The sequence below is a fragment of the Pseudomonas sp. TWI923 genome (assembly GCF_039673365.1).
Lineage (GTDB): Bacteria > Pseudomonadota > Gammaproteobacteria > Pseudomonadales > Pseudomonadaceae > Aquipseudomonas > Aquipseudomonas sichuanensis.
Genome location: NZ_JBDJLM010000003.1, coordinates 95,254 through 117,016, shown reverse-complemented (window position 1 = coordinate 117,016; position 21,763 = coordinate 95,254). Strand labels below are relative to the sequence as shown.

Annotated in this window: 18 protein-coding genes; 7 read left to right on the top strand and 11 right to left on the bottom strand. The window is 65.7% G+C overall.

Translation table 11 applies throughout. From position 1 onward, the window contains the following. Positions 1–26: 26 nt before the first annotated feature. The 5 genes from ABE459_RS02535 to ABE459_RS02515 are packed head-to-tail and all read right to left on the bottom strand — an operon-like array spanning position 27 to position 4,740. Positions 27–971, bottom strand: coding sequence for an HlyD family secretion protein (locus ABE459_RS02535; protein ID WP_323830662.1), 945 nt, complete (start codon positions 969–971; stop codon positions 27–29). Between the two features lie 9 nt (positions 972–980). Further along, the gene (locus ABE459_RS02530) at positions 981–1,187 is read right to left on the bottom strand and encodes a DUF1656 domain-containing protein (protein ID WP_110995645.1); all 207 of its coding nucleotides are present in this window, start codon (positions 1,185–1,187) and stop codon (positions 981–983) included. Then, positions 1,177–3,333 (bottom strand): FUSC family protein, encoded by a 2,157-nt coding sequence (locus tag ABE459_RS02525; protein ID WP_323830642.1) that lies wholly within the window; start codon positions 3,331–3,333, stop codon positions 1,177–1,179. Before ABE459_RS02525 ends, ABE459_RS02530 begins: the two co-directional genes overlap by 11 nt. 59 nt (positions 3,334–3,392) lie before the next feature. Next, positions 3,393–4,013, bottom strand: coding sequence for an isochorismate family cysteine hydrolase YcaC (gene ycaC / locus ABE459_RS02520; RefSeq protein ID WP_062572799.1), 621 nt, complete (start codon positions 4,011–4,013; stop codon positions 3,393–3,395). 37 nt (positions 4,014–4,050) lie between these two features. After that, positions 4,051–4,740, bottom strand: coding sequence for a hydrolase (locus tag ABE459_RS02515; RefSeq protein ID WP_323830643.1), 690 nt, complete (start codon positions 4,738–4,740; stop codon positions 4,051–4,053). Positions 4,741–5,189: 449 nt separating this feature from the next. On the opposite strand from ABE459_RS02515, the gene ABE459_RS02510 reads away from it, so the two are divergent. The 3 genes from ABE459_RS02510 to ABE459_RS02500 all read left to right on the top strand — a co-directional run bounded on the left by ABE459_RS02510 (position 5,190) and on the right by ABE459_RS02500 (position 8,609). Next, on the top strand, positions 5,190–5,579 hold the full coding sequence (locus ABE459_RS02510; RefSeq protein ID WP_323830644.1) for a nuclear transport factor 2 family protein: 390 nt from the start codon (positions 5,190–5,192) through the stop codon (positions 5,577–5,579). Between the two features lie 86 nt (positions 5,580–5,665). Beyond that, positions 5,666–7,165: a cytosine permease gene (locus ABE459_RS02505; protein ID WP_125465552.1), complete on the top strand. Its 1,500-nt coding sequence runs from the start codon at positions 5,666–5,668 to the stop codon at positions 7,163–7,165. A gap of 13 nt (positions 7,166–7,178) precedes the next feature. Continuing rightward, positions 7,179–8,609, top strand: a complete 1,431-nt coding sequence (locus tag ABE459_RS02500; protein WP_323830645.1) for an aldehyde dehydrogenase family protein — start codon at positions 7,179–7,181, stop codon at positions 8,607–8,609. A 446-nt stretch (positions 8,610–9,055) separates the two neighbouring features. Here ABE459_RS02500 and ABE459_RS02495 read toward each other — a convergent pair whose 3' ends face one another. Next, on the bottom strand, positions 9,056–9,577 hold the full coding sequence (locus ABE459_RS02495; protein WP_323830646.1) for a GNAT family N-acetyltransferase: 522 nt from the start codon (positions 9,575–9,577) through the stop codon (positions 9,056–9,058). Beyond that, positions 9,535–9,825, bottom strand: coding sequence for a DUF1778 domain-containing protein (locus ABE459_RS02490; RefSeq protein ID WP_081100214.1), 291 nt, complete (start codon positions 9,823–9,825; stop codon positions 9,535–9,537). Before ABE459_RS02490 ends, ABE459_RS02495 begins: the two co-directional genes overlap by 43 nt. 387 nt (positions 9,826–10,212) lie before the next feature. Between ABE459_RS02490 and ABE459_RS02485 the strand changes: the two genes are divergently transcribed. Further along, the gene (locus tag ABE459_RS02485) at positions 10,213–11,430 is read left to right on the top strand and encodes a DUF3422 domain-containing protein (RefSeq protein WP_125465555.1); all 1,218 of its coding nucleotides are present in this window, start codon (positions 10,213–10,215) and stop codon (positions 11,428–11,430) included. A gap of 153 nt (positions 11,431–11,583) precedes the next feature. On the opposite strand, the gene ABE459_RS02480 is transcribed toward ABE459_RS02485, so the two are convergent. The 3 genes from ABE459_RS02480 to ABE459_RS02470 all read right to left on the bottom strand — a co-directional run bounded on the left by ABE459_RS02480 (position 11,584) and on the right by ABE459_RS02470 (position 15,894). After that, positions 11,584–13,986 (bottom strand): DUF3772 domain-containing protein, encoded by a 2,403-nt coding sequence (locus ABE459_RS02480; protein WP_258705118.1) that lies wholly within the window; start codon positions 13,984–13,986, stop codon positions 11,584–11,586. Between the two features lie 54 nt (positions 13,987–14,040). Beyond that, positions 14,041–15,099 carry a bifunctional DNA-binding transcriptional regulator/O6-methylguanine-DNA methyltransferase Ada gene (ada, locus tag ABE459_RS02475; RefSeq protein WP_125465557.1) on the bottom strand — a complete coding sequence of 353 codons (1,059 nt, stop codon included), beginning with the start codon at positions 15,097–15,099 and terminating at the stop codon, positions 14,041–14,043. Between the two features lie 168 nt (positions 15,100–15,267). Beyond that, positions 15,268–15,894: a DNA-3-methyladenine glycosylase gene (locus ABE459_RS02470; protein ID WP_323830647.1), complete on the bottom strand. Its 627-nt coding sequence runs from the start codon at positions 15,892–15,894 to the stop codon at positions 15,268–15,270. 168 nt (positions 15,895–16,062) lie between these two features. On the opposite strand from ABE459_RS02470, the gene ABE459_RS02465 reads away from it, so the two are divergent. From ABE459_RS02465 to ABE459_RS02455, 3 genes are all read left to right on the top strand, one after another. Next, positions 16,063–16,578 carry a sigma-70 family RNA polymerase sigma factor gene (locus tag ABE459_RS02465; protein WP_125465559.1) on the top strand — a complete coding sequence of 172 codons (516 nt, stop codon included), beginning with the start codon at positions 16,063–16,065 and terminating at the stop codon, positions 16,576–16,578. Next, the gene (locus ABE459_RS02460) at positions 16,565–17,521 is read left to right on the top strand and encodes a FecR domain-containing protein (RefSeq protein WP_323830648.1); all 957 of its coding nucleotides are present in this window, start codon (positions 16,565–16,567) and stop codon (positions 17,519–17,521) included. The genes ABE459_RS02465 and ABE459_RS02460 overlap by 14 nt, the downstream gene beginning before the upstream one ends. A gap of 96 nt (positions 17,522–17,617) precedes the next feature. Continuing rightward, positions 17,618–20,092 carry a TonB-dependent siderophore receptor gene (locus ABE459_RS02455; RefSeq protein WP_323830649.1) on the top strand — a complete coding sequence of 825 codons (2,475 nt, stop codon included), beginning with the start codon at positions 17,618–17,620 and terminating at the stop codon, positions 20,090–20,092. A gap of 105 nt (positions 20,093–20,197) precedes the next feature. Here ABE459_RS02455 and ABE459_RS02450 read toward each other — a convergent pair whose 3' ends face one another. Next, entirely contained in the window at positions 20,198–21,355 is a 1,158-nt protein-coding gene (locus tag ABE459_RS02450) for an MFS transporter (RefSeq protein WP_110995660.1), read from the bottom strand. Positions 21,356–21,763: the final 408 nt, after the last annotated feature.

Genomic DNA, 21,763 nt, shown 5'->3' with positions numbered 1-21,763 from the left:
TCCACGGCTCACCGCTGCATCATCCGTCATTCTTCGCGGATCGTCACAGTGGCAGTGGTCCCGGCCCGCAAAGGAGGCGCTTCGGCATCTTGCGGGTCCAAGCGCAGGCGTACCGGCACGCGCTGGGCCAGCTTGACCCAGGTGTAGTTCGGATTGACGTTGGCCAGCAGGCGATTGCCCGGCTGGTTCTCACGGTCGGTGATGGCGTAGGCGATGCTCTCCACCGTGCCCTGCAAGGCCTGACCATTCATCAACACGATGCGCGCCCGGCTGCCGACGGCGATGCGCGGCAGCTTGGTTTCCTCGAAGTAGCCACTGACATGGAACGAATCGCTGTCCACCAACGCCAGCAACGCAGCGCCCGGTTGCGCGAAATCGCCCTGACGGGTCAGCAGGTTGGTGACATGTCCATTGACCGGCGCCAGCACCTCGGTGCGCTGCAGGTCGAGTTGTGCCTGTTCCAGCGTGGCTTCGGCCAGTTGCACATTGGCTTGCGCCAGGCCCAGGCTGGATTGCTCGCGCAGCAGGTCGGCCTGAGCCACAGCTACATCAGTCTTAGACTTTTCCCACTCCTCGGCGGAAATGGCCGACAGTGACTGCAGCTTGCTGCGGCGCTGTTCCTCGCTACGCCGTTGCCTGAGCAACGCCTGGTTGGCGACGATGTTCGCCTGCGACTGCCCCAGGGCTGCCCGTGCCACCTCGACCGCGCGCCGGGCATGCAACACGGCCAGCTCATAGCGCGCCGGGTCGATGCGCAACAGCAGGTCGCCCTTGTGCACGAACTGATTGTCCCGCACCGGCAGGGCGACGATCCGGCCGCTGACCTCCGCCGCCAGGGTGACCACATCGGCCCGCACCCGTGCGTCGCGGGTCCAGGGCGCCTGGGTATAGTGCGTCCAGGCCAGCCAGCCCAGCACGATGGCAACAACCAACATGGCCAGGGTCAGGCTGCGCGACAACAGCGGCTTGATCGACGACATCTACCTACTCACTCCCATCCACAACAGCAAGGCCGCGCAAATCGCGGTATACACGGCCCCCTGGAACAGCGCCGGATGCCAGACGAATGCCAGCACGCCCACTCGACGCAACAAGGCATCGACCAGCAGAAACAACGGCAGGGCCAGTAGCAGCGCCTGGGCGATGGGCGGCAGGTAGACCCCACCCACCTCAAAATCAATGGGCATTGGCCACCTCCGGGATCGGCCGCGCACGCACGGGCTCCAGCACCCGGCGATAGCGCGCCAGCAACTGCCCGCCCACCGCCAGGGCCACCCGCAGGATGAACAGCCGACGCAAGGCGTCGCGGTCCAGTGGCCCTGGCGCGCCATGCAGGGCATCGAGCACCCGCGTATGGTCGTCCAGCTCACGCAGAAGCGGGTCGAGGTCCACCGCACCCTGGCCACCGATGAAGTCGGCAACGCCCTGCAAGCTTTCTCGCAATCGAGCCCGGGTTGCCGATGGCAATGCCAGGTCACCGTCGCACAAGGTGCGCGCCTGCCCCACGGCGATGGCCAACGCCGGGCACACCAGCGCACACTCGACACGCTCGCGGGAAGCCGTGTCCGGGGCGGCCGGCAGCAGACCGATCAATGCCGACAGGCGATCGAGCAGCAGGCTCTCGAAGGCGAACTGCCCAGCCAGCGAACCGTTCGCGAGCACCTGTCGGCGCACATCCTCACGGGTCTGGCGAAACAGTCGGGCGATGCGTTTCTGCGCATTGAACGGAAATACCAGCGAGAACACGGCCATCGCCAACACGCCGGCCACCAGGTAGCCACCGGCGAACTCGAACCACTGGATGTCGCTGTTGTGATAGGCCCCGACATTCTGTGGTCCAATCATCAGCAGGCCGATCAGGCCGATGCCCATACCGATCCCCGCCGTCATCGGGTTGGCCAGCCCGACCGCCGCCAGGTACAGCAGGGGCGCCAGGCACAGGGCGAGCATCTCGAAGTCGGTGAACAGTGGCAGCAGGGCGAACTGATAAAGCGCCGATAAGCCCATGCCCACCAGCAGCCCGCGATTGTAGTTCTGGCTGGCCAGCAGGGGGCGCGGCAAGGTCGCCATCAGCGAACACATCACGCCCATCAGGATCACCGCCGAACGCGCGCCATCCCAGGCGCTCTCGATCCACAACCCGCCAATCAGCAACAGGGCCAGGCAGGCGCGCACGGCGTTCATTGCCGCCAACGGCCAGTCCAGGTGCAAGGCGCTGGCACGGCCCTGCCGCTGGGGGCAACTGGCCAGACGGCCCTGCTGGATCGCCTCGTTCAACTCGATCAGCTCGCCCAGTTGCTGGAGCAGCCGCGCCTGCTCCCAACGCAAGGCCCAGGCCAGGGCACGCAGGTGCGGGGGCAGTGGCTCGTTGAGAAACTCGGCGCGGTCGGCGGCGTCATCGAAGCCCTGGTGCAAGGTGCGCAGGGCTTCGCGGTCCGCTGCCGAGAGCGCCATGCCGTCCCGTGCCAGAGCCTCCAGGCTCAGCAGTTCGGCGTCGCGCAGCAGCTGGATATCCACCGGCAGCGGCCCCAGCCAGTTCGCCTTGACCAGTTCGCGCTGTTGACGCAGCACCAGCAGCCGTGAAACCAGCAGCACCAACTGGTTGGCGAACAGTTGCACCAAGCCGTCGCCGCTGCGCAGGTGCGGCGCGTCGAAATACAGGTGCCGACGCAACCCTTCCAGCGCACTGACCTCGGCGATCAACCGGGCTTGACGCTGACCGAACGCGACCTCGTCCTCCTCGGTGCGGATCACTTGCGCGGCATGGCTGGCAATCAATTTCAGCAAGCTGTCGACCTTGGCGAAATAGCTGTTGGCCACCGCCTGCGGGCGGGCCGTCAACAGGCTGACCACCGCCACGCAGGCCACTGCCAGCAAGGTCTCGGTAACGCGGGTGACGGCCAGCAGAAAGGTACCCTCGGGCTCGGGCACGGCCAGCATCGCCACCACCACCGCGGTAAAGCCGCTGAGCACGAAGGCATGGGAATCGGTAAAGCGCAGCAAGGTGCCACCGGCGGTGCACAGCCCCAGCCACAGCGCCAGGCTGACCACCAGGGTGTATGGCATCTGCGCGAACAACGCCATCAGCAACACGGCCACTGCCGCGCCGACCACCGTGCCAAGCACCTGCGCGAAGCTTCGCTTAAGGGTCATGCCAGCCAGCGGCAGGCTGATGATGATCACCGTCATCAGCGCCCATTTCGGTTGTTCCAGGTCGAACACGAACGCCAGGTACAGACACAGCAGGCCCGCCACCACCGTACGCAGCGCGAACAGCAGCACATCGCGCCCAGGACGCAGGGCAAGGCTGAAATAGGCAATCAGTGGAGCCATCCGTTACCTCGTAACCGACAGGACGGCCCAGGCCCCGCTACCGGGGCCCGGGCTCAGCGTCACTTGGCCAGCTTGCTGTAGCTGGTCATCAGGTTACGGTAGTCAGGAATATGGTTGGAGAACAGCGTACCCAGCCCTTCGATGTCGTTGCGCCAGTCACGGTGCAGCTCGCAGGCCACGCCGAACCAGGTCATCAGCTGGGCACCAGCGGCCTCCATGCGGCGCCAGGCCGAGTCGCGGGTCAGTTCGTTGAAGGTGCCGGAGGCGTCGGTGACCACGAATACGTCGAAGCCCTCTTCCAGCGCCGACAGTGCCGGGAAGGCCACGCACACCTCGGTGACCACGCCGGCGATGATCAGCTGCTTCTTGCCGGTGGCCTTCACCGCCTTGACGAAATCCTCGTTGTCCCAGGCGTTGATGTTGCCGGGGCGGGCTATGTAGGGCGCATCGGGGAACTGCTCCTTGAGCTCGGGCACCAGCGGGCCGTTGGGGCCGGTCTCGAAGCTGGTGGTGAGAATGGTCGGCAGCTTGAAGTACTTGGCCAGGTCGGACAGCGCCAGCACGTTGTTCTTGAACCGGTCCGGGTCGATGTCGCGCACCAGCGACAGCAGCCCGGTCTGGTGGTCGACCAGCAGTACCGCGGCGTTGTTCTTGTCCAGACGCTTGTATTGGAAAGCCATGATGGAACTCCTTGCGTGGATGGAAAAAGCGTGGGGGTCAGCTGCGTTGCGAGTCTAGTTGCTCATGACCGGTGACGACGGCCTGGGCCTTGGTGTAGCTCTCGATCAGCAGTTGGTAGTGCGGGAACACCGCGCTGTAGGCCTCGGCCCACTGGGCGGCGTCCGGGCGGTTCCAGGTACGTTGCACTTCGGAGCAGACAGCGGCGGTGTCCATCGGGACCACGCCGGCCTGGACTACCCGTGCCAGGGTCACTTCCTGGGCCATCTTGGAGTAAGTGCCTGACGCATCGATGACAGCGAACACCTGGTAGCCGGCAGCCACCGCGCTGATGCTGGGGAAGGCCATGCACACGCTGGTGATGGTGCCGGCGATGATCAGTTGCTTGCGCCCAGTGGCCTTCACAGCGGCGACGAATTCAGGGTTGTCCCAGGCGTTGATCTCACCCTTGCGGGCAACGTACTGCGCATGGGACGCGGCTTCGTGGATTTCCGGGATCAGCGGGCCATTGGGGCCTTGGGGTACCGAGGCGGTGGTGATGACCGGGATCTTCGCCAGGCTGGCGACCTTGGCCAGGGTGATGGCATTGGCCCGCAGTTCGGTCATGGGCATGTCCTTGACCGTCTGGAACAGGCCGCTCTGGTGGTCGATCAGCAGCATCGTGGCGTTGTCGGGGTCGATGCGTGGCACCTGGCCTTCGAAGTTGGCGGCTTGCGAGAAATTGCTCATCGTTCTCTCCTCTTGGTGTGGAGAACAGGCCATCCTGGCCGCTGCGGTCGGGCCGCGCCCCACAACTCCCACGTGGGGATTAACAGAGTAGGCAACGCAGGCTGAACGGAGCGACCGTCAGTCGGCGGGCCGTGGCAAATGCCCGTGCGGCCTGTGGCCAGGCGGGCGACAGGGCTAACGGTAGAGAGGAGAGATGCGGGCCGGTAGGCCCATGGGTGAACCCTCAGAGTTCCATCTGGAGAACGATGCGTGCTCCTGGCAAGCCCGCTCCCACGGTAACTGTGTGCTTCTGGTGGGAGCGGCGGTGCAACTTGCCCCGCGATAACGTCCTCAACCAACAACACTTCACAAATTCCTGAACTGATTATTTGTCCACAGCGATTTTTCCCCCCGTCCGCCCCCACCAGAATCGCTTCACCAACAATCACAATAATCGTGAGGCCACTCCCGTGGACCAGACACTCCAGGTACGGCAGGCCGCCGCCGACCTCGTTGCCGCCTTCGCCAGCAATGACACCGCCCGCTACTTCGCCTGCTTCAGCGAAGACGCCACCTTCCTTTTCCACACCTTGCCGCAACCGTTGCTGTCGCGCCGCGCCTACGAAGAACTCTGGGCCTCCTGGCAGGCAGACGGCTTCGCCGTGCTCGGCTGCGAATCCAACAATGTGCAGGTCAGCCTGCAAGGTGACGTGGCGATCTTCATGCACGATGTGGCCACGCGCCTGCGCGTTGCCGGCGAAGAACTGACCCTGAGCGAGCGCGAGACCATCGTCTTCCGCCGCCACGGCGAGCGCTGGCTGGCCTGCCACGAGCACCTGTCGGTCGTCTCGCCGGCCTGATCCCCTTTCAAGCGGCCCTGCCGCACTGCCATCGCACCCACAACAAGGCCCCTTGAGGCCGACAACATTCGCGCTGGAGCACCACCATGAGCCACTCGACCGGTATCGAGACCAATGGCGTCGAACAGATCCCCGACGATCAACGCGACGCCGCCCCGCTGGACCTGTTCCGCCTGATCTTCGGCGGCGCCAACACCTTTGCCACCGCCGTGCTGGGCAGCTTCCCGGTGCTGTTCGGGCTGTCGTTCCAGGCTGGCGTGTGGGCGATCCTGCTCGGCGTCGGCGTGGGCGCGCTGATCCTTGCACCGATGGGCCTGTTCGGCGCGCTCAACGGCACCAACAACGCGGTGTCCTCGGGCGCGCATTTCGGCGTGCACGGGCGCATCGTTGGCTCGTTCCTGTCGCTGCTCACTGCCGTGGCGTTCTTCTCGCTGTCGGTGTGGAGCTCGGGCGATGCCCTGGTCGGCGGCGCCAAGCGCCTGGCCGGCCTGCCGGAAACCGACCTGACCCTGGGCCTGGCCTACGGCCTGTTCGCGGTGCTGGTGCTGGTGGTGTGCATCTTCGGCTTCCGCTTCATGCTGTGGGTCAACAAGATCGCCGTGTGGGCCTCCAGCCTGCTGTTCCTGCTGGGCATCTTCGCCTTCGCCGGGCCGTTCGACGCGGGCTACGCCGGTAGCGTCAACCTCGGCCAGGCCGGCTTCTGGGCAGCCTTCGTCGGCGCGGCGATCCTGGCCATGAGCAACCCGGTGTCGTTCGGTGCCTTCCTCGGTGACTGGTCGCGCTACATCCCCCGCGCCACGCCGAAATCGCGGATCATGCTGGCGGTGATCCTGGCCCAGGTGGCCACGCTGATCCCGTTCCTGTTCGGCCTGTGCACCGCCACCCTGGTGGCCAGCCAGGCGCCGGACTACATCGCCGCCAACAACTACGTCGGTGGCCTGCTGGCGATCTCGCCGGGCTGGTTCTTCCTGCCGGTGTGCCTGATTGCGGTGATCGGCGGCATGTCCACCGGCACCACGGCGCTGTACGGCACCGGCCTGGACATGTCCAGCGTGTTCCCGCGCCTGCTCAGCCGCGCCGCTGCCACCCTGCTGATCGGCGTGCTGGCCATCGGCTTCATCTTCGTCGGCCGCTTCACCTTCAACCTGGTGCAGAGCGTCTCGACCTTCGCCGTGCTGATCATCACCTGCACCAGCCCCTGGATGGTGATCATGATCCTCGGCCTGATCACCCGCCGCGGCTTCTACCACGCCGACGATCTGCAGGTGTTCACCCGTGGCCAGCAAGGCGGCCACTACTGGTTCTGCCACGGCTGGAACTGGCGCGGCATGGGCGCATGGATCCCCAGTGCGCTGGTCGGCCTGTGCTTCGTCAACCTGCCTGGGCAGTTCGTCGGCCCACTGGGCGAACTGGCCGGCGGCATCGACTTGAGCCTGCCGGTCACCCTCGGTATCGCCGGCGTGCTGTACCTGATCTTGCTCAACCTGTTCCCTGAACCGGCTGGCGTGTACGGCCCGCAAGGCCCGCGCTGGGTGCGTTGCAAAAGCACGCCGGTGAAGCCCGTGACCACCGCCGAAATGGCCTGACTGGAAACCGACCATGACCACCTCTCACTACATCGACGGCCGCTGGGTCGAAGGCCAGGGCAGCGACTGCATCGTTGTGCAGAACCCGTCCGACGGCCTGCCGTTCGCCGAACTGATGGCCGCCAGCACGGGCCAGGTCGACCAGGCCGTGGCCGCCGCACGCCGTGCGCTAAGCACCTGGAAAACCGTGCCCGCCAGCGAACGCGCCAGCTACCTGCGCGGCTTTGCCGAGCAACTGGGCCAGCGCCGCGACGAGCTGATCGCCTTGCAGATGCGCAACAACGGCAAGCCGCGCCACGAGGCCGAGATCGACCTGGACGACGCCATCGCCACCTTCGCCTACTACGCCGACCTGGCTGAACAGTTGCCGGAAAAGAACCGCGATGTGCCGCTGGCCGCACCGGGCTTTACCGCCCGCACCCGCCTGGAACCGGTGGGCGTGGTCGGCCTGATCGTGCCGTGGAACTTCCCGCTGGTGACCAGCGCCTGGAAGCTCGCCCCGGCCCTGGCCGCCGGCTGCACCGTGGTGCTCAAACCCTCGGAAGTGACCCCGCTGATCGAGCAGGCCTACGGCCAGATCGCCGAAACATTGGGCCTGCCGGCCGGCGTATTGAACATCGTCAACGGCAAGGCCGAGACCGGCGCCGCCCTGAGCGGCCACAACGGCCTGGACAAGCTGTCGTTCACCGGCAGCAACGGCGTCGGCAGCCAGGTGATGCGTGCAGCCGCCGCGCAATGCCGGCCGGTGACCCTGGAGCTGGGCGGCAAGTCGGCCATCGTGGTGTTCGACGATTGCGACGTCGACCAGGCCGTGGAATGGATCGTCGCCGGCATCACCTGGAACGCCGGGCAGATGTGCTCGGCCACCTCGCGCCTGCTGGTGCAGGACGGCATCGCCGATGCGTTGCTGGCGCGCTTGCAGGAGGCGCTGGAGAAGCTGCGCGTCGGCAACCCGCTGAGCGAGGAAGTGGACATGGGGCCGCTGACCAGCCAGGCGCAGTGGCTCAAGGTCGCCAGCTACTTCGCCAAGGCCCGCGAGGAAGGCTTGAAGTGCCTGGCCGGCGGCAAGGCGCTGGACCGCGACGGCTGGTTCGTCAGCCCGACGCTGTATGTGGACGTGCCTGAGAGCAGCCGCCTGTGGGCCGAGGAGATTTTCGGGCCGGTGCTGTGCGCGCGGCGCTTCGCCACGGAAGCCGAGGCCATCGTGCAGGCCAACGACAGCCGCTTCGGGCTGGTCGCCACCGTGTGCTCAGCCGACCTGGAACGCGCCGAACGCGTGGCCGATGCGCTGGAGGTGGGGCATGTGTGGATCAACTCGGTGCAGGCGGTGTTCGTCGAGACGTCGTGGGGCGGGACCAAGGGCAGCGGGATTGGCCGCGAGCTCGGGCCTTGGGGGTTGTCGGGGTATCTGTCGGTGAAGCATGTGACGCGGTGTTTGGGGTGATTTGGTAGGCGTCCCTTTCAAGGGTTCGGGGAGGCTGGCAGGTGTTCGGCGAGAGCCTTGCAGCGCCTATGAGATCTAGCGCCGCCCGCGCGGCGCATCGCTGGCAAGCCAGCTCCCACATCTGTTTCGGGCCAATGAGTCCTGTGAAAGTACCGGCGCCTGCCTTGGTGCATGCCTTGAGTCATGTGGGGCGGCGGCAACGCCCACACTGCAACCCCGTCGTACCACCAAAGCGGACAGTGATGCGGACAGTGATGACCCCGCTGAAGTAACTGGCCCTAAACAAACTGTGGGAGCTGGCTTGCCAGCGATGCGCCGCGCAGGCGGCGCTCGATCTGACAGGCGCTACAAGGGCCGCGGCCGGCACCTGCTGGCCCTCACTCGGTCAACAGCCCTCGTGCCCAGGGCCCCAGAAAGGCCTTTTGCTTTAAGCCGACAGGCGAGTCTCACCGAAGTGCAAGCATCATCGTCTTCGGTGACAGCTGTGGACAGGCTGCGAACCCCGCAGCTTTGGCGTAGAAGCGCTCCAGACGCTCATCAAGCGGGTGCACGATCATTGCAACACATCCGACGATCTCGGACGCAACCAGAGCTCTCTCGACAGCGTCCTGCAACAGGTCCGTGGCAACCCCTTGCCCAGCAGCTCTCAGGGCTACACCCATTCGCCCCAGCACCACCACCGGCAAATCAATTGGGGCATTGCGTCGCACACTTGCGGAAGAACCATGAGCACGCGCCACAGACCCCGTCGAAAGCGTGTAGTAACCGGCCACAATCGATGTGCCCTTGAAGCAAGTGACATACACCACCGCGTGCTTCGCTATCTGCGCCTTGTAAGCCTTTTCACGAAGGTAGCCATTGATCGACGCCTCTCCACAGTCGAACTGACCTAGCTCATGAAAGGCTTCGAGCTTCTGCGGAGCGCTCAGCTCCAGCGCTTCGGCCTTGCCAACAGCTTCTTCACGCATTCATTGCTCCTGATGGGGCTGTCTTCAAGCGCCTGGGTGAATTGATCGAAGGCTTCGTCATCAAGCAGGAACAACCGACGCTCCATCAGTACTTCCTCAGCACGTCGGCAAGCCGCATCGAGAACGAAGCTGGTGCGGTCACCGCCCACAATCTCCACGGCGGCATCGATGAGGTCTCTGCGATGCTCGGCCACTCTCATGTTCAACGGTACGGCCTTGCTCCGATCCTTGATCTGTAAATCGCTCATTGGTGACTCCCAGCCCATCCCACGGGGCACTGAATCGACGAAGGATATCGACCAGACAAAGGCTACTCCAGCGTAACGCAAATGTATAGCCAGATATCAATTTACGTTACGCTTAGACTGCTCATGTCGATGCTTAGATTGACCTTGCTCGCTTTGGCTTGCACGTCAGGACATTCTGAGATTGGAACCAGTTGCTTCAACTGCGTCACGGCTACGGGGTGCAGGGCGAATGCCTTGCAGCGCTCTTGAGATCGAGCGCCGCCCACGCGGCGCATCGCTTAGGAGCCCTCACCCAATCATCCATCTCCCCCGTGACTTTTCCCCCTCCCCGCAAAGTCCCACTCCCTGGTAGCCCCATAATCACAACACCAGGCCGGCCTTCTATCTATGCACCCTCAACGCACCACCTTGCACAACGAACTGCACGCCCGCCCGTCGCTGTATTTCGACGGCCCGGCCCATGTCTTCCACTTCGCCCTGCTCGGCGGCGACGCGGCCTGCCAGTCGCTGCTGCAACGCTGCTGCCCCGAAGCGCCCGACCCGTACGCGGCCCAAGGCATCACCCAGCTCGACGGCCATCCATTCAAATGGGAACGGCATACCGAGTTCTTCACCCTGACCCTGGTCGTGCCCTGCGCCAGCAGCGACTGCGACTGGCAGGTGCTGCCAGAAGTGCTGGCCAAGGCCATCGCCCCGCAGGCAGCGCAGGTGATCAACGCGGTGCAGGTACTGGTGCGCGATGAACAGAGCCTGGACCTCACCCGCTACGGTTTCAAGGACCCTTGCGGCTCCTGCGTCGGCGGTGGCGATGCCACGGTATGGAGCGACTTCCGCCTGACCGCCGACGGCAGCAACCGTTTCCTGTTCATCAACCGCCGCCTCAACGCCTACCGCCAGGGCCGCATGATCCGCCGCCTGCTGGAGATCGAGACCTACCGCATGATGGCCTCGCTGACCCTGGACACGGCGAAAACTCTGAGCCACGAACTGGACGCCTTCGACAAGACCCTGGTGAGCCTGTCCGAACGCGGCGCCAGCGCCGCCGGGCATGACTCCAAGGCGTTGCTCGAAGCCATCGCCCTGCTGTCGCGCCAGGTGGTCAGCCGCACGGTGAAGACCCGCCACCGCTTCGGTGCCACCCAGGCCTATGCGCAACTGGTGTTCGAGCGCCTGGGCGAATTGCGCGAAAGCCATGTGGGTGACTGCCAGCGCCTGGGGGTGTTCATCGAGCGGCGCTTCAAGCCGACCGTGCGCTACTGCGCGGCCACCGAGCAGCGCCTGGAGCAACTGGCGAAGAACGTGGCCAACCTCGGCGACCTGTTGCAGGCACGGGTGCAGGTGGAGATGGAAGAACAGAATGCCGGGATCCTGCAAAGCCTCAATGCCCGGGCCGATGCCCAGGTTAAGATCCAGCGGGCGGTGGAAGGCTTGTCGATCATTGCGATCACCTACTACCTGCTGAACCTGTTCAAGCTGCTGTATGGCGGGCTGAATGTACTGGGCGCGGGGCTGGCGGCGCGCGAAGCGTTGCTGGGGATGGCGCCGCCGGTGCTGCTGGTATTGCTGGTGATCTTGCTGCGCATCAGGCGCGCCAAGCAGCACTGAAAGGCCAGGGGGGCGCCTTGCGCCCCTTTCGCCGGCAAGCCGGCTCCCACCTCGACCGCGCTTACCTCAACCCTGTGGGAGCTGCGGTTCGCCGCTGCGACTTGCCAGCGATGAGGCCAGCACAAGCAACACAAGGCGGTTGCTTGCACAGCATCACGCCGGCTCGTCGGCCGGTCGGCCATTGTCCTGCACCAGCACCATGGTCTGCTGCGAGGACAGGGCGATGCCTTCATCGCGCAGCCGCCCGAGGATGGTGAACAGCAGGTCGCTGCGGGTGCTCGACACCTGCCGCGGCGAGGCCACGTAACCGCTTACGCCAATCACCATGCCACTGCTGGTCAGGTCCTTGAACGTCACCGAACAGGCCGGCGCATCGAGGATCGACTCGTGCTCGTGGTAGGCCGCCAGCAACACTTCGCGCACCTTGGCCGGGTCGGTCTCGAGCGGCAGCGTGAGGGTGATACCTACCACCCCGAGGGCATTGGCCATGGTCACGTTGCGCACGTTCTGCGAAATGAACTGCGAGTTGGGCACGATCACCGTCGAGCGGTCGGACATCTGGATCTCGGTGGCGCGCACGTTGATGCGGCGGATATCACCCTCCACACCCGCCAGGCTGACCCAGTCACCCACTTTCACCGGGCGCTCGGTCAGCAGGATCAGGCCGGAGATGAAGTTCTGCACGATCTGCTGCAGGCCAAAACCGATACCTACCGACAGCGCACTGACCACCCAGGTCAGGCTGGTCAGGTTGATGTGCAGGGTGGACATCACCAGCATGGCCAGGAACAGGAAGCCCAGGTAACCCACCAGGGTCACCAGGGAGGCACGCATGCCGGCGTCCATGTCGGTTTCGGGCAGCAGGCGATCGCTGAGCCAGCGCTTGACCACGCGAATGGCGAACCAGCCACCGATGAAGATGGCCACGGCCATCAGGATGTCCTGAGGCACGATGTTCAGGTTGCCGAGCACCTTGCCGCCGGTGCCGTCCCAGTCGGCCAGGCTCAGCAGCAGTTCACCCGGGCTGGTGCCCGATGGCATGAATACCAGCAAGGCGGCGGCGAACAGCAGCACAGTGCGGCCGATACCGGCCAGGATGGTGCTGGCCTGGGCCTGGTGGCGCTGTTGCAGGCCCAACGCCGAAGCCAGCGCCAGGCCACCGGGCTGGCGTGGCGAAAGCAAGGTTTCGCAGAGATCGCCGAACACCGTGACCAGCAGGTAGGCACACACGGTGACCACGCTGATCCACAGCAGCTTGGCCGTGAGGAAGTAGGCCAACGTCAGGTAGCCGGCCACCAGCGCCAGCAGGATCGCCACCACCCACACCACGATCACGAACGGGATCAGCCCGGTCAGGCCTTTGGGGCGTTCCAGGCCGTGCTGGCGACGGGCGCGGCGGTAGCACACCAGCGCCGCCACGAACAGCAGCGACACCACCAGCGCGGTCAAGCCGTTGGTGGCCAGGGTCAGCGCCAGGCTGGTACCGATCACGCTGTTGATGCGCTCCATGGTGAGCATCACCATCAGCGTCAGGGCCAGCACCTTGGGGAACCAGCCCAGGGCGCTGGCCACTTCGTCGGCAATCGGCGGCAGGCGCCACGACGGGCGCTGCAGCATCAGCATGGCGCGGCCCAGGCCCGAGATGAAGGCGCTGAACACCACCAGGGTGAGGACATGGTTGGTCAGGCTGGCCAGGTCGGTGCCCAGCTCGGCGCTGCTTTCCAAGCCCCAGCGCAGCAACGACACCGAGCCGGAGATGGTGCCCAGGGTCGCCAGGCTGACGCTCAAGGCCAGGGCGCTGCGGCGCAGCCGGCCTTCGGGCAGCCAGCGCACCATGGCATCGGCCAGCAACCGTTCGAGCACCCGGCGCACCAGGGTCCAGACCAGCACTGCGGCCACCAGGGCGCTGATGAACAACCAACGGTGCTCGGCGCTGAACGCGCTGGCCATGGCGTCGGCGGCCTCTGCGCGCAGGTCGCGCAGGCGGGCCACGTCGTCATCGGTGGGACGGATCAGGCTCGACCAGAACGCCGGGCTCAGCGGGCTGGCGGCGCGGCTGGTGATCTGCGAGTTGAACAGGCTGCGGCGCAGGTTGACGATCTGCGTGGACAGGTCACGGGCCGACTGGGCCAGCGCGGTGGTGTCCTTCTGCTCGGCAAGCACCGCGTTCTTCTGATCGGTCAGTTGCTTGCGCTGGCGGGTCAGGCTCTCGGCCTCTTCCGGCATCGGCGGGCCGAGCACGTTGAGCTGATCGTCCAGGCGCTGCACATCGGCGGTACGCGCGGTGACCAGTACATCGGCTTGACGCTGCACTTGCAGGGCCGATTGGCGCAACTGCGCGAGCAGGTCGTCGTTGGCGTTGCTGGTGACGCCCTGGCGAATCTGGTCGAGCCGTTCGCTCAGCTCTTCCAGGCCAGCGTTCTCGTCCAGCACCTGCTGCTCGGCCACGGCCAGCCGCGACACCGGGGTGACTGGAGCAGCCCAGGCGGGTACGGCCACCCACAGTAGCAGGGCCAAAATCCCCACATAGAATCGGTCAAGGCTGACACGCCTCATCGAATATTCCTCTATACAACTCGACAGGGCGTGAATTCTACGCGGTCCGGCCGCTCAGGAGGGTGCCGTTTCTCGGGCCAGCAGCTGGCGTTTGCGCTCCACCCCCCAACGGTAGCCGCTGAGGTCGCCATCGCGACGCACCACGCGGTGGCAAGGGATGGCCACCGCGATCGCGTTGGCCGCGCAGGCCTGGGCCACGGCGCGCACGGCCTTGGGCGCGCCGATGCGCTCGGCGATGTCGGTGTAGCTGACCCGGCTGCCCGCCGGCACTTCGCGCAAGGCCTGCCAGACCCGCTCCTGGAACGCCGTGCCCTGCACATCCAATGGCAGCGCCAGGCCCAGGGCCGGGGCTTCGACAAAGCCGATCACCTCGGCAACCAGGCGCTCGAAGGCGGCATCGCCACCGATCAGCTGGGCTTTGGGGAATTTGTCCTGCAGGTCCTGGAGCAACGGCTCGGGTTCATCGCCCAACAGGATCGCGCAGATGCCGCGCTCGCTCTGCGCCACCAGGATCGCCCCCAGTGAACACTGGGCGAGGGCAAAGCGGATGGTCGCGCCCTGCCCGCCGGCCCGGTACTCACGGGGGCGCATGCCCAGGCGCTCGGCGGCACTTTCATAGAAGCGGCTGTTGGAGTTGTAGCCGGCGTCATAGATGGCCTCGGTGACACTGCCGGCAGCCTCCAGCCCCTCGCGCAGGCGCCGGGCGCGAAAGGCTGAGGCATAGGCCTTGGGGGTAAGGCCGGTTTCGGCCTTGAACAGGCGGTGCAGATGGAAGGGGCTGAGGTTCAGGTCGGCGCCCAGCTGCTCGAGGTTGGGTGCCGTGTCGCTGGCTTCGATCAGGCGGCAGGCGCGGGCCACCACTTCGCTGCGGCGTACCGCGTGGGTGCCACCTGCACAGCGTTTGCAGGCACGGTAACCGGCCGCCTCGGCTTGCTGGGCGTCATTGAAGAACTCGACGTTCTGGCGTTTGGCCAGGCGCGACGAGCAGGCCGGCTGGCAGTACACGCCGGTGGTGCGCACGGCGTAGACGAAGTGGCCGGTGGCTGCGCTGTCGCGGGTTTGCACGGCGTGCCAGCGCTCGGCGTCGGTGGTGTAGGGGGGGACGAGGATCATGGCGTCGCTCCTTTGATTCGCTGCAGTTACCTTGCCTGGACAGGCAGAGCGCCGAACTCCGATTCTTGCGGTGATTACACCGGCCTCATCGCGGGGCAGGCCCGCTCCCACTACAGATCGAGATCGGGCGTGGGAGCGGGCTTGCCCCGCGATAGGGCCGATAGCCAGTCATGCGCGCCACAGATACCAGGCCGCCACCGTCCGGTACGGGCTCCACTCTTGTCCCAGCGCCCGCATCCGCGCAGGCGTCGGCGCCTTCTCCAGGCCCTTCATCCGCCGATACCCCTCGCGCACGCCAAAGTCATCCACCGGCAGGATATCCGAGCGCTCCAGGCTGTAGATCAGCAGCATCTCCACCGTCCAGCGCCCCACCCCGCGCAGCGTCACCAAGCGCTCGATCAGTGCATCATCGGCCAGGGTCAGCGCTTCGTCGCGGCTGGGCACGATGCCGTCCAGGCTGGCCTGGGCAATGCCCTGCAGAGTCGCGGCCTTGCTGGCGGAAAACCCACAGGCCCGCATCGCCTCCGGCGTGACCCGCAGTAATTGCTCGGGCGCAGGAAAGCACTGCCCGGGAAACAGCGCCAGCAATCGCCCAAGAATCGCCTCTGCAGCCCGCGCATGCAGCTGCTGGTAGGCAATTGCCCGCACCAGCGCTTCATAGGGTTCACGCCCGGGAGTGGCGGCATGCAGGCAAGGGCCGGTTGCGGCAATGTGCCGCGACCAGTCCGCATCCTGCCCAGCCAGAAACTCGGCGGCGGCCGTGAAGGCACGGGGCGTAAGGTCTGCAAGGATCATCGGGGGGCTCGAACAGGCTGAAAGACTTCAGCCTAGCGCAACCGCTCATCGGCGAAACGCTCAATCTTGCGCATTGAATCGTTGGCATACCATTGATCTGTCTGCGGTGCCCCGCATAGAATTGAGAACAATTCACAATCACATTAACCGGGCAAGGCTCTCCAGACGATGCAGATCCCTGACACGCTGCAACCGGCCGAAGTCGATCTGCTCTATCGCAATCACCACAGCTGGTTGCGCAACTGGCTCAGCGCCCGCACCGGCTGCCGGGACAACGCCGCCGACCTCGCCCAGGACACCTTCGTGCGCCTGCTCAAGGCGCGCCAGGTTTCACCGCTGAAAGCGCCGCGTGCCTACTTGAGCAGCATTGCCCGTGGCCTGATGATCGACCAGTTTCGCCGCCGCGCCCTGGAAATCGCCTACCTCGAAAGCCTGGCCAATCTGCCGGAACTGCAAGCGCCCAGCGAAGAACAGCGCCTGGTCATCCTCGACACCCTCGAACGCCTCGACAACGCCCTGCACAGCCTCAAGCCCCGCGCGCGCCAGGCCTTCCTCATGGCCCAGCTCGACGGCCTGCCCCTGGCCCAGATCGCCCTGCGCCTGGACGTGTCGCGGGCCACGGTCGAGCGCGACCTGGCCAAGGCCCTGGGCGTCTGCTATCGGTTGCGCTATGCCGACCTCTGACCAGCAGCCCACCCAGGCCCAGGTCGACCAGGCCATCGACTGGCTGGTGAAGCTGCGCTACGACAGCCCCGGCCCGCGTGCCCAACAACAGTTCCAGCTGTGGCTGGCCAGCCACCCGCAACATACCGAGGCCTGGCGACGGGTCAGCGAACTGAGTGACGAACTGGCCAGCCTGCCCGGGGAGTTGAGCCGTCGCACCCTGGAAGGCAGCGAGCGCCAACGCATGAACCGTCGTGACCACCTGAAGCTGCTGTCGGTACTGGCGCTGGGTGGCACGCTTGGCTGGGCGGCGCGCGAGCCGCTGGGGCTGCCGGCACTGCTGGCCGACAGCAGCACCGCCACGGGTGAGCGCCGCGAGCTGCAGGGCAGCGACGGCAGCCGCATCCGCCTCAACACCGCCAGCGCCATCGACCTGCGCTACAGCGCCGACCTGCGCCAGCTGACACTGGTACGTGGCGAGGTCAGCCTGGACAGCAATGGCAGCGACAATCGCCCGTTCCGCATCGCCACCCCCTTCGCCGCCCTGGCCACCCAGGGCGGCCAGTTGCTGCTGCGCGAGAACACCCGGGGCCTGCTGCTGGCAGTACGGCGCGGCGACGTGACGCTGTTCCCCGGCTCTGCCGCAGCCCATCAGGTCAAGCCCGGTGAGGTGGTGCAGGTGCTGGCGGCGGGCAGCTATCAACCGGCCACGCTGCACGCTGACCCCTGGGGCTGGACCGATGGCGTGCTCAGCGTGCAGCAGATGCCGCTGGGCGAGTTCGTCGCCGAACTGTCGCGCTACCGCCCGGGCCTGCTGCGTTGCGCGCCAGCAGTGGCCGAGCTGAAGGTGTCCGGCACCTACCAGTTGGCCGATACCGATCAGATCCTGCTGCTGATCGCGCGCAACCTGCCGGTGCGCATCGACTACCGCACGCGTTACTGGGTGAGCATCGATGCCGCGTGAAAAAATCGTGAAAATAAATGAGGTGAAATCTCATTCTCGTCCGGCCTGAAGGAACAAAGCCCGCAAAGTGGTCTTCACAACCTTCAGGAGCGCTTCATGATTCGCCCGTGTGCCCCCCGCAACGACACCCTGCGCAACGCCATACGTGGCGCCGCCCTCGGCCTTGGCTTGGCCACCGTCGGCCTGCTGCCGGCACAGGCCAGCGCCGCGCCGGCCAGCCAGAGCCAGCAACGCGACTGGAACATCCCGGCCGGCCCGCTGGCCGTCGCGCTGGACCAGATGGCACGCCAGGGCGGGCTGAACCTGTCGTTCGACGCCGACAGCCTGAAGGGCAGGACCACCAACGGCGTGCGCGGCCACTATGACAATGCCCAGGCCCTGCAGATCCTGCTGCATGGCAGTGACGTGCAGATGCAGCAGCAAAGCGAGCAGAGTTTCTTGCTGATCCCGGCACTGGACGCCGGTGATGCCGTGCAGCTGGGCGCCACCAGCATCTCCAGCAACCGCCTGGGTGAAACCACCGAGCACAGCGGCTCCTACACCACCGGCGCGGTGACCATCGGCAAGGCCCCACAGAGCATCCGCCACACCCCACAATCGGTCACCGTGGTCACCCGCCAGCGTATCGACGACCAGAACATCACCAACCTCACCAACCTGCTGGAGCAGACCCCGGGCGTGGTGGTCAACCTCACCGACAGCGAGCGGGTGCAGTACTTCGCCCGCGGTTACGCGATCGACGCTATCCAGTACGACGGCGCCACCGTGGTGCAGAGCAGCGGCGGAGGTTCGTTCATCCAGAGCGACTCGGCGATCATCGACCGCGCCGAGATCCTGCGGGGCGCCACCGGCATGCTGCGTGGCGCCGGCAACCCGTCGGGCACCGTCAACCTGGTGCGCAAGCGCCCTACCTACGAATTCCAGGGCGAAGGCAGCGTCACCCTGGGCACCTGGGATGCCCAGCGCTATGTCGCCGATATCTCCGGGCCGCTGACCGAGACCGGCAACGTGCGCGGCCGAGTGATCGCGGTGCACGACGAGAAAGACCACTTCCAGGCGTCGCGCCAGGAGCGCAAGGACGTGCTGTACGGGGTGATGGCGTTCGACCTCAATGACAGCACCACCCTGACCACCGGCCTTGAATGGACCCAGCTCGACGCCACGGGCGCCTGGGGCAACCTGCCCGCCGACTACGACGGCTCGCCATTGCCGTTCGGCCGCAGCACCTACCTGGGCGCCGACTGGAACCGCTGGAACCGCAGCAACCTGCAGACGTTCGCCGAGCTCGAGCACCGCTTCGACAACGACTGGACCCTTAAGCTGATGGCCCAGCGCACCCACTTCGAGCTGGACGACAACGGCTTCAAGCAGACCTACTTCACCCGTGCCACCGGGGCCGCCAACCCCGGGCGCAACCCCTACCTGATGAACTACCAGGTCACCGAGGGCGATGGCGGCGAGAGCCTGCAGAACAACCTCAGCGCCACGCTCAACGGCCCGTTCGACCTGCTCGGGCGCAGCCACGAGCTGATGCTCGGCGTGGAGCGCATCCGCAACGACTCCTATGCCTCGGCCACCAACTTCGTGACCTCCGGGGTGTTCGATATCCGCACCTGGGACCCGAAAACCAGCCTGGCCAACCCGGACATCAACATCACCGCCCACCCGGTGCGCACCCGCACCACCCAGGAAGGGGCCTACGCCACCTGGCGCATCTCCCTGGCCGATCCGCTCACCGCGATCATCGGCGCGCGCGCCAACTGGTATGACTACGAGCAGGAAAACAACACCAAGGCCAATGGCAAATTCAGCGTCGACAACAAGATCGTGCCGTACGCCGCGCTGATCTATGACCTGAACGACAACTTCAGCACCTACGCCAGCTACACCGAGATCTTCAACCCGCAGACCAACACCGACGCCGCAGGCTCGGTGCTCGAACCTGTGACCGGCGAAGCCTACGAGACCGGGATCAAGGGCGAGTTCTACGACGGGCGCCTGAACACCTCGCTGGCGTTCTTCCGCATCTACCAGGTGGGCAACGCGCTGGACGACATCAGCGGCCCCAACCCGTGCCTGCCCAACTACACCAGCGGCTACTGCAAGGTGGCCGCGGGCAAGAACCGCAGCCAGGGCTTCGAGCTGGAGATCTCCGGCGAAGTGCTGCCAGGCTGGAACCTCAGCGGTGGCTACACCTACAACACCACCGAATACCTGAAGGACACCACGGGCAACAACGGCAACCCGATCCGCACCACCGACCCCAAGCGCCTGCTGCGCCTGTTCACCAGCTACCGCCTGCCGGGCGAGCTGCAGGCCTGGACCGTGGGTGGCGGGGTGCAGGCGCAAAGCGACATCTACAACCGCAGTGGCACCGCCGAGGCTTCGCAGTCGGGCTATGCGGTGTACAACGCGATGGTCAACTACCGCTTCAACGACAACTATTCGCTGCAGTTGAACGCCAATAACCTGTTCGACAAGAAGTACTACCGCCAGGTGGCACCGACACCGACCGGGTATTACTGGGGGGATCCGCGCAATGTGTCGGTGACCCTGCGCGGCACGTTCTGACTGGCGCTGCCTGAGCGATCGTATTCGCGGCTAAAGCCGCTCCCACAGGGCCTGCGCATATCCTGTGGGAGCGGCTTCAGCCGCGAAGAGGCCGGCACAAGAGGATCAGTCCGCCACTGCCTCCAACCGCCCCACCCGCCGGTACGCCTGCCGGGCAAAACACACGAACAGCCCGGCCATCAGCGCCAGCGCCATGGGCAAGCCATGGGGCGCCACATCCATCGCCGCGCCACTGACCAACGGCCCGACCAGGCTACCCACGCCCCACAGCAAGCCGACACTGGCATTGGCCGTGACCAGGTCCTGCCCTTTGAAGCGCTGGCCGATCAGCACCAGCGCCAAGGTATAGATGCCCCCCGCCACAGCGCCCAGTACCACCAGCAGCGGCCACAACAGCCAGGTCATCTGCAGCAGCCACGGCAGGCCGATGCCGATGCTCATCGCCACCAGCCCGCACACCAGGTGCAGCCCGGTACGCTCGACCCGGTCGGCCAGCCAGCCCAGGGGCAACTGGAAAATCATGTCGCCGGCGAACACCACGGTCACCATCAACGCCGCCACGCCCACGGCAAAACCATGGCTGGTGGCATACACCGGCAGCAGCGACAGCACCACGGCATCGAAGAACGAGAAGAACAGCACCGCCATGCACAGCGCCGGGGCGACACGGAAGAAGCCGGCCAGGCCGAAGCTCTTCTCGCCTTCCTCGTGTTCGACATGGTCGTTGGGCACGGTGAACAGGATGCACAGCAGAGCCAGGCCATAGCAGGCGGTGACGATGTAGGTGAGCCACGGGCTGTCGGCGCCGAGCAGCGCCAGTAGCGCCGGCCCCAGCACCTGGAAGCCGGTGAAGCTGGTGGCGTACAGGGCCATGATCTTTCCGCGGTTGTGGTCCGGGCACAGCTCGTTGACCCACGACTCGCCGAGGATGATCGCGATGCCCATGCCGATGCCCAGGCCCAGGCGCAGCAGCGCCAGCCACAGCATCGAGTCGAAGGCCCACTCCAGCAGGGCGATGCTCAAGGTGCACAGGCTGAAGCTGAGCAGGTAGATGGTGCGCCGGGTCAGGTGCTTGCAGCAGGCATCGACCATGAACGCCGAGAGCATCATGCCCGCCGCGGGGATCGCCGAAATGATGCCGATCTCCAGGGTTCCCGCCCCGGCCTCGTGCAGGCGCAACGACACCAGCGGCAGGCTCGCCCCAAGGCTGAAACCCACCACCGACACGGCGAACAACAGGCCCGCCAACAAACGCATGTTCATGTACCACTCCTTGCCCGCCGGCGCGCAGGGGCTGTGGCCCTGGCCGGCAGTTGAATCCACTGGAAAATGATCGAACGCAAACGCCCGCCGTCACGCGGGTAAGGCGTGCAACGCAGGGGCGTGAATCAGTTCAGGGCAAGGTGTGGCGAGAAGGTGAAGGCAAACAGCACGCTGCGCCGACGCTTGAGCACCGTGTCGCTCGGCCACGCGCGGCGCGCTGTCGGGGCGACAGGCTGGCGGTGTGGGCGGAAACTACGGGTACGGCGCATTGCATCGACTACGCAGGGATTGAGGAGGCGGCACTCTAGGCCAGGACAACCTTGGCAGTCAATCGGCCCTACTGAGCAAGATTTCAATCTCAGCAACGCGCAAGCGATCCACGTCCAATAATAACCAGTTGTATACGGT

What these genes read in the sequence shown, in the direction of transcription:
- ABE459_RS02465 (WP_125465559.1), top strand. Translation starts at nt 16,063, where the DNA reads ATGCAGATCCCTGACACGCTGCAACCGGCCGAAGTCGATCTGCTCTAT.
- ABE459_RS02480 (WP_258705118.1), bottom strand. Translation starts at nt 13,986, where the DNA reads ATGAGGCGTGTCAGCCTTGACCGATTCTATGTGGGGATTTTGGCCCTG.
- ABE459_RS02495 (WP_323830646.1), bottom strand. Translation starts at nt 9,577, where the DNA reads ATGCGTGAAGAAGCTGTTGGCAAGGCCGAAGCGCTGGAGCTGAGCGCT.
- ycaC (WP_062572799.1), bottom strand. Translation starts at nt 4,013, where the DNA reads ATGGCTTTCCAATACAAGCGTCTGGACAAGAACAACGCCGCGGTACTG.
- ABE459_RS02500 (WP_323830645.1), top strand. Translation starts at nt 7,179, where the DNA reads ATGACCACCTCTCACTACATCGACGGCCGCTGGGTCGAAGGCCAGGGC.
- ABE459_RS02460 (WP_323830648.1), top strand. Translation starts at nt 16,565, where the DNA reads ATGCCGACCTCTGACCAGCAGCCCACCCAGGCCCAGGTCGACCAGGCC.
- ABE459_RS02515 (WP_323830643.1), bottom strand. Translation starts at nt 4,740, where the DNA reads ATGAGCAATTTCTCGCAAGCCGCCAACTTCGAAGGCCAGGTGCCACGC.
- ABE459_RS02450 (WP_110995660.1), bottom strand. Translation starts at nt 21,355, where the DNA reads ATGAACATGCGTTTGTTGGCGGGCCTGTTGTTCGCCGTGTCGGTGGTG.
- ABE459_RS02530 (WP_110995645.1), bottom strand. Translation starts at nt 1,187, where the DNA reads ATGCCCATTGATTTTGAGGTGGGTGGGGTCTACCTGCCGCCCATCGCC.
- ada (WP_125465557.1), bottom strand. Translation starts at nt 15,099, where the DNA reads ATGATCCTCGTCCCCCCCTACACCACCGACGCCGAGCGCTGGCACGCC.
- ABE459_RS02505 (WP_125465552.1), top strand. Translation starts at nt 5,666, where the DNA reads ATGAGCCACTCGACCGGTATCGAGACCAATGGCGTCGAACAGATCCCC.
- ABE459_RS02455 (WP_323830649.1), top strand. Translation starts at nt 17,618, where the DNA reads ATGATTCGCCCGTGTGCCCCCCGCAACGACACCCTGCGCAACGCCATA.
- ABE459_RS02490 (WP_081100214.1), bottom strand. Translation starts at nt 9,825, where the DNA reads ATGAGCGATTTACAGATCAAGGATCGGAGCAAGGCCGTACCGTTGAAC.
- ABE459_RS02525 (WP_323830642.1), bottom strand. Translation starts at nt 3,333, where the DNA reads ATGGCTCCACTGATTGCCTATTTCAGCCTTGCCCTGCGTCCTGGGCGC.
- ABE459_RS02470 (WP_323830647.1), bottom strand. Translation starts at nt 15,894, where the DNA reads ATGATCCTTGCAGACCTTACGCCCCGTGCCTTCACGGCCGCCGCCGAG.
- ABE459_RS02485 (WP_125465555.1), top strand. Translation starts at nt 10,213, where the DNA reads ATGCACCCTCAACGCACCACCTTGCACAACGAACTGCACGCCCGCCCG.